Origin of the sequence: Rhizobium terrae, assembly GCF_003425685.1 — a bacterium.
Classification (GTDB): domain Bacteria; phylum Pseudomonadota; class Alphaproteobacteria; order Rhizobiales; family Rhizobiaceae; genus Neorhizobium; species Neorhizobium terrae.
Map to the genome: position 1 here is coordinate 21,411 of NZ_QJKM01000033.1, position 6,606 is coordinate 28,016.

General features: G+C 62.7%; 4 protein-coding genes. 1 reads left to right on the forward strand and 3 read right to left on the reverse strand.

Annotated elements, in window-relative coordinates:
* Window positions 1-55: 55 nt before the first annotated feature.
* Entirely contained in the window at window positions 56-1,129 is a 1,074-nt protein-coding gene (locus DMO26_RS31950) for a 3-deoxy-7-phosphoheptulonate synthase (protein ID WP_226951490.1), read from the reverse strand.
* Between the two features lie 385 nt (window positions 1,130-1,514).
* On the opposite strand from DMO26_RS31950, the gene clpB reads away from it, so the two are divergent.
* Window positions 1,515-4,121 carry an ATP-dependent chaperone ClpB gene (clpB, locus tag DMO26_RS31955; protein ID WP_117196319.1) on the forward strand — a complete coding sequence of 869 codons (2,607 nt, stop codon included), beginning with the start codon at window positions 1,515-1,517 and terminating at the stop codon, window positions 4,119-4,121.
* Window positions 4,122-4,193: 72 nt separating this feature from the next.
* On the opposite strand, the gene DMO26_RS31960 is transcribed toward clpB, so the two are convergent.
* On the reverse strand, window positions 4,194-6,134 hold the full coding sequence (locus tag DMO26_RS31960) for a M23 family metallopeptidase (RefSeq protein ID WP_117196320.1): 1,941 nt from the start codon (window positions 6,132-6,134) through the stop codon (window positions 4,194-4,196).
* Window positions 6,135-6,236: 102 nt separating this feature from the next.
* On the reverse strand, window positions 6,237-6,606 hold a 370-nt coding region (locus tag DMO26_RS34225; RefSeq protein ID WP_205421298.1), incomplete at its 5' end, for a hypothetical protein.

Consider the following 6,606-nt stretch of genomic DNA (forward strand, 5'->3'; position numbering starts at 1 on the left):
TTCTCGCGAAAACTCCGGCCGCAAGCCGGAGTTTTCCGTTTTGGCGACGGCGCGTTCAGCCGCGCGCCTTGCGCCGGTCGCGGGCGGCCCGTGCCAGATCCTCCAGCACCGAAACGGAGGTTTTCCAGTCGATGCAGCCGTCGGTGATGCTCTTTCCGTAGACGAGCGGCTTGCCGGGAACGAGATCCTGGCGGCCGGCGACGAGATTGCTTTCAAGCATCATACCCTTGATGGCCGCGTTGCCCGCAGCGATCTGCCCGGCGACGTTCCTGACGACCAGCGGCTGGTTCATCGGGTCCTTGCCGCTGTTGGCATGGCTGGCATCGATGAGGATACGCGGCTCGAAGCCGCGCTTTGCCGCGTCGGCGGAAACTGCCGCGACGTCGGCCGTCTCGTAGTTCGGCTTTTTGCCGCCGCGCAGGATGACATGGCAATCCTCGTTGCCGGTGGTGGAGGCGATCGCCGCCCGGCCATCCTTGGTCACCGCCGGAAAATGATGCGGCTGCGATGCGGCCAGAATGGCATCGAGCGCGATGGCGGTGCCGCCATCCGTGCCGTTCTTGAAACCGATCGGGCAGGATAGGCCGGAGGCGAGCTGGCGATGCACCTGGCTTTCGGTGGTGCGCGCGCCGATCGCGCCCCAGCTGACGAGGTCGGCGATATATTGCGGGGTGATCGTGTCGAGGAATTCGCAGCCGGCCGGAAGGTTCATGGCATTGATGTCGAGCAGCAGGCGCCGCGCGATCCGCAATCCTTCCTCGATACGGTAGGTGCCGTCGAGATGCGGATCGTTCATCAGCCCCTTCCAGCCGACGGTGGTTCGCGGCTTTTCGAAATAGACGCGCATGACGATTTCGAGATCGTCGGCGAAGCGGCGGCGCTGCTCCTCCAGGCGGCCGGCATATTCCCGTGCTGCGACCGGATCGTGGATGGAGCAAGGGCCGATGATGACGATGAGGCGGTCATCCTCACCGTGGAGTATGCGGTGGACGACGTCGCGCGTGCGGGTCACCATCGCGGTGACGGCATCGTCGCGCGGGATTTCGCGGATGATATCCGCTGGAGCAGTGAGGGGATTGATCTCGATGATGCGCAGATCATCGACGGTATTTGCGGTGGTGTTCGGCACTGGCATGGCTCCTGTTTGGTCATACCGTGCGGAACAAAAAAGCCGCCAGGTAGACCAGCGGCTGTTCGGGGTGATGTCGTCGCGTTAAAATCGGCTACGCACGGACCCGCATCCGCTGAGGACAGCGGTACGCATAAAATCGCGATGCATAAACGGACGTGAACGACATGCCGCCTATGTAATCGCGCCGCTGGCGATTGTCACGCGGAAAAATCGGCCGTCGGCGGCGCGTGATTTTGCGTGCCCGAACTCTTTAAACATCGGATTCCGCTTACCATATCTCAGGCCGAAGCCGGTCTCTCCGGCGGGGCTCGCCTTTGAGGGAGCTCAATCTCAATCATCGGCCTGTGCCTTATAAGGGCAGGGCGATTCAGGAGGTACCAGAATGAATATCGAGAAATATTCCGAGCGGGTTCGCGGGTTCCTGCAGTCGGCGCAAACGGGTGCTCTTGCATCCGGCCACCAGCAGTTCACGCCCGAGCATGTGCTGAAGGTCCTGCTCGACGACGACCAGGGCATGGCATCCTCGCTGATCGAGCGTGCCGGCGGCAGCGCCAAGGAAGCCCGCATCGCCAATGACGCCGCACTCGCCAAACTGCCGAAGGTCTCGGGCGGCAATGGCGAGATCTACCTCTCTCAGCCGCTTGCCAAAGTCTTTTCCACCGCGGAAGACGCGTCCAAGAAGGCAGGCGACAGTTTTGTGACCGTCGAACGCCTGCTTCTGGCGCTGGTCATCGAAAGCTCGGCTTCGACCTCCGCCACCCTGAAGAAGGCCGGCGTGACCGCGCAAGGTCTGAACCAGGTGATCAACGACATCCGCAAGGGCCGCACCGCCGACAGCGCCAATGCCGAACAGGGCTTCGAGGCCCTGAAGAAATACGCCCGCGACCTGACGGCCGAAGCCCGTGATGGCAAGCTCGATCCGGTCATCGGCCGCGACGACGAGATCCGCCGCACGATCCAGGTTCTTTCCCGCCGCACCAAGAACAACCCGGTGCTGATTGGCGAGCCGGGCGTCGGCAAGACGGCGATCGCCGAAGGCCTCGCGCTGCGCATCATCAACGGCGACGTTCCCGAAAGCCTCAAGGACAAGAAGCTGATGGCGCTCGACATGGGCGCACTGATTGCCGGTGCGAAATATCGCGGCGAGTTCGAGGAGCGCCTGAAGAGCGTGCTGAACGAAGTGCAGTCGGAAAACGGCGAGATCATCCTGTTCATCGACGAGATGCACACGCTGGTCGGGGCCGGCAAATCCGACGGCGCGATGGATGCCTCGAACCTCCTGAAACCGGCGCTTGCCCGCGGCGAGTTGCATTGCGTCGGTGCGACCACGCTCGACGAATACCGCAAGCACGTGGAAAAGGACCCGGCGCTCGCCCGCCGCTTCCAGCCGGTCATGGTCGAGGAACCGACGGTCGAAGATACGATCTCGATCCTGCGCGGCCTCAAGGAGAAGTACGAACAGCATCACAAGGTGCGGATCTCCGACTCCGCGCTGGTGGCGGCCGCGACGCTTTCCAATCGCTACATCACCGACCGGTTCCTGCCGGACAAGGCGATCGACCTGATGGACGAGGCGGCTTCGCGGCTTCGCATGCAGGTGGATTCCAAACCCGAGGAGCTCGACGAGCTCGACCGGCGCATCATGCAGCTGAAGATCGAGCGGGAAGCGCTGAAGAAGGAAACCGACAGCGCCTCGGCCGACCGGCTGCAGCGTCTCGAAGGCGAAGTCACCTCGCTCGAGGAGCAGGCGGATGCGCTGACGGCCCGCTGGCAGGCGGAAAAACAGAAACTCGGCCTTGCCGCCGACCTGAAGCGGCAGCTCGATGAAGCCCGCAACGAACTGGCGACCGCCCAGCGCAAGGGCGAATACCAGCGCGCCGGCGAGCTGACCTATGGCGTGATCCCGGATCTGGAAAAGCGGCTCGTGGATGCCGAAGCCAAGGACAGTTCGACCAATGCCATGGTGCAGGAAGTCGTGACGCCCGATGCGATCGCCCATGTGGTCTCCCGCTGGACCGGCATTCCGGTCGACAAGATGCTGGAAGGCGAACGCGAAAAGCTGCTTCGGATGGAAGACGAACTGGCGAAATCGGTCGTCGGCCAGGGTGACGCCGTGCAGGCGGTTTCCCGTGCCGTTCGCCGGTCGCGCGCCGGGCTCCAGGATCCGAACCGGCCGATCGGTTCGTTCATCTTCCTCGGTCCGACAGGTGTCGGTAAGACGGAGCTAACCAAATCGCTTGCCCGCTTCCTGTTCGACGACGAGACCGCGATGGTCCGCATGGACATGTCGGAATACATGGAGAAGCACTCCGTGGCCCGGCTGATCGGTGCGCCTCCCGGCTATGTCGGTTATGACGAAGGCGGTGCTCTGACGGAAGCGGTTCGCCGCAAGCCCTATCAGGTCGTGCTGTTCGACGAGATCGAGAAGGCGCATCCGGATGTTTTCAACGTCCTTCTGCAGGTGCTCGACGACGGGCGTCTGACGGACGGGCAGGGCCGCACGGTCGATTTCAAGAACACGATGATCATCATGACCTCGAACCTTGGTGCGGAGTACCTTACCAACCTGCGCGATGGCGAGGATGTGGACAGCGTCCGCGACCAGGTGATGGATGTTGTGAAGATGTCGTTCCGGCCGGAGTTCCTGAACCGTGTCGACGAGATCATCCTTTTCCACCGCCTGAAGCGGAACGAGATGGGCGCGATCGTCGATATCCAGATGAAGCGGCTCCTGAACCTGCTCGCTGAACGCAAGATCGCGATCGATCTCGGCGAGGACGCCCGCGAGTGGCTGGCCGAAAAGGGATACGACCCCGTCTATGGCGCCCGTCCGCTGAAGCGGGTGATCCAGAAATACATGCAGGATCCGCTCGCCGAGCAGATCCTCGGCGGCCAGATCCCGGACGGTTCGACCGTCGCGGTCGGCGCCGGTTCCGACCGGCTGCTGTTCCGTGTGAGGCGCGAGCGCGACGTGAGCGAGGCTGCGTAAGCCGATTGCGACATCCCAACATGCAAAAAATGGCGGCTCCGGCCGCCATTCGCATGTTGGATAAGCGGGAATTCAGCGGCTGGCGACTTCGTCGGACTGCTGGGTGTTGAGCAGGGTGTCGATGCGCTTGCGCTCGTCTTCGAAGCGGGCGAGCGCCTTGCCTGCGAGCGAACTGCCGCCGGGCAGGCGCACTTTCATCGGGTCCACCTTGGTGCCGTTGACGATCAACTCGTAATGCAGATGCGTCCCCGTCGACTGGCCGGTGGAGCCGACGTAACCGATGACCTGGCCCTGCGTGACCTTTGCGCCTTCGCGAACCGCGGGAGCGATGGCGCTCTGGTGGTTGTAGGAGGAGACGTAGCCGTTGGCGTGGCGGATGAGGGTCTGGTTGCCGTAACCGCCGGAATCCCAGCCTGCCTTTTCCACGATGCCGTTGCCGGTCGCGATGATCGGCGTTCCGCGCGGTGCCGCCCAGTCGGTGCCGGTGTGCATGAGGGCCTTGCCGAGGATCGGGTGGCCGCGCATGCCGAAGCCGGAGGTCATGCGGCCGTTCGGAAGCGGATTGCGGAGCAGGAACTGCCGGATGCTCTTGCCGTCCTCGTCGAAATAGTCGATCGACCCGTCATCCGGGTTCTGGAACCGGTAGAAGCGGTTCGTCGTATCGCCGAAATGGGCGTTGACGTAAAGCAGTTCGGAATTCTTGTCGGCCTGGCCCTTCTTGTCGGCAACCGAGAAGAAGGCCTCGATCTTGTCGGTCGGCTTCAACTGTGCCTGGAGGTCGACATTGCTGGCGAGCAGCTTGACGAGCAGGCCGGTCATTTCCTTGCTCATACCGTAGGAAAGGGCGGCGCGATAGATGCCGTCGTAGACGCGCGGCAGTTCGCGGCCGGTGACGATCTGGGGCGATTGCTCGCTGAAGGCGGAGGCGACCGCATCGAGCATCGGCGGCTCCTCGCCGTCGACGAAGCGGCCATGATCGTCGAGTGCGATGGTGACCCGGTGGCTGCCCCGCCGGTAGAGGCTGGTGCGCACGACCAGCACCATCTCGCCCTCCTGGATGACGCCGATCCTGAGCACATCGCCCGCCACCAGATCCGCCTCGCCGAGCCGGGACTGAAGATAACCGGAAATCTCGCGCGCCTTGCCTTCCGGGTAGCCGACTCCGGTCATCGCCGCCGTGACGGTTTCCGCATTGCGGATGGGAATGATGTCGTCCGCATATTCCCGCGTACGCTTGGTGATCGGCTCGGGGGCCGAAACCGAAATGTTCTCTTCGACGACGCGGGCGGCGAGCCCGGCGGTGATGTCGAGGCCGCCGCCGTCATCCCTTGAGGAGAAACGCTGCGGATCGACGTAATAGAGGGCTGAGAGCTGGCTGTTGCCGTCGGTCAGGATCGATCCGTTGGATCGGACGTTCTCCTCGACCTCCTCGAGCGTCATCGCCGGCGCGAAGGCATAGGTGCTGCCCTTTACCGGAAAGGCGACGGTCTGAAGGCTCACCTCGGAGTCGACGTTGGAGCCGTAGAGCACTCCGGCACGCGCGGCCGGCGGAGGGGGCGTCTCGCTTGACGAGAAGATCGTCAGCGGATCGAAATCCGGATAATCTTCCTGCGCCACGTGGTTGGCGGCGAGATTCATCTTTACATGCGCGAAGGGCCGGCGACGGACGACTTCCTTGTTGCCCTCGTGCACGACGGTCGAGACCTCCATGACCTTCCGGTCGGTCGGCATGGCGACGATGTTGCCGGCAAACAGACGCTTGCCCCGCGAGGCGCTGTCGCCGTCGCTGTCGGGAATGGCGGCGGAGGCTTCGGCCGGCGTGGCGAGCTGCTGGCGTCCATCGAGCGCTGCAAACAGCGCCACACCCATGAGGATGGAAGAGGTGATGCCGGTCAGGAAGGTGCCTGACAGCCAGCGAAGCGAAATCTCACGCCGGTCCGGCGCGCGACGGCCGTCGGCGAGTATCGGCGCTTCATTGCCGAGCGAGCGGATCATGCTGCGGGCCGTCGTCATGCGGATTTAAGCCAGTCCCCTGATACTCGTTATTGCCGTAGGCAGGTATTACCCTGCCTGCAGGACCTTGGGCCAAACATGTGCCCCTTTCAGCGAGGAGAGTCAAATCGGCGGGGGTTGCAAAGCAGTGCAACCTTGAAACCAGCCCACGAATCCCCATTTACGCTTTGGTAAGCATGAGATTGTGAATTTGTCGGGGCACTTTTGCGGCACGGGCCGGAAGAGCGGCTTTTCCAGCGGTTTTGGAGGCTGGAAACGGCGGTTAATCTGTGACTTTCTCGGCGCTGCGCGGAATTTAGTAGAAGAATCAGTCGTTTGCGATTTTTCTGAGAAAAACCGAAACATCGCTGTTGACGGCTGAGGGGGGGTGTGAGTATAAGCCGTGTCACTGACGAGGGCGGCGGCGCTTTTGGCGACGACGATCTTCGTTCTGGAGAAATTTTGGTTTCTTCTGCACAATCTCTGAGAAGTT

Coding starts and splice junctions, on each gene's coding strand:
- clpB (WP_117196319.1), top strand. CDS start 1,515: ATGAATATCGAGAAATATTCCGAGCGGGTTCGCGGGTTCCTGCAGTCG.
- DMO26_RS31960 (WP_117196320.1), bottom strand. CDS start 6,134: ATGACGACGGCCCGCAGCATGATCCGCTCGCTCGGCAATGAAGCGCCG.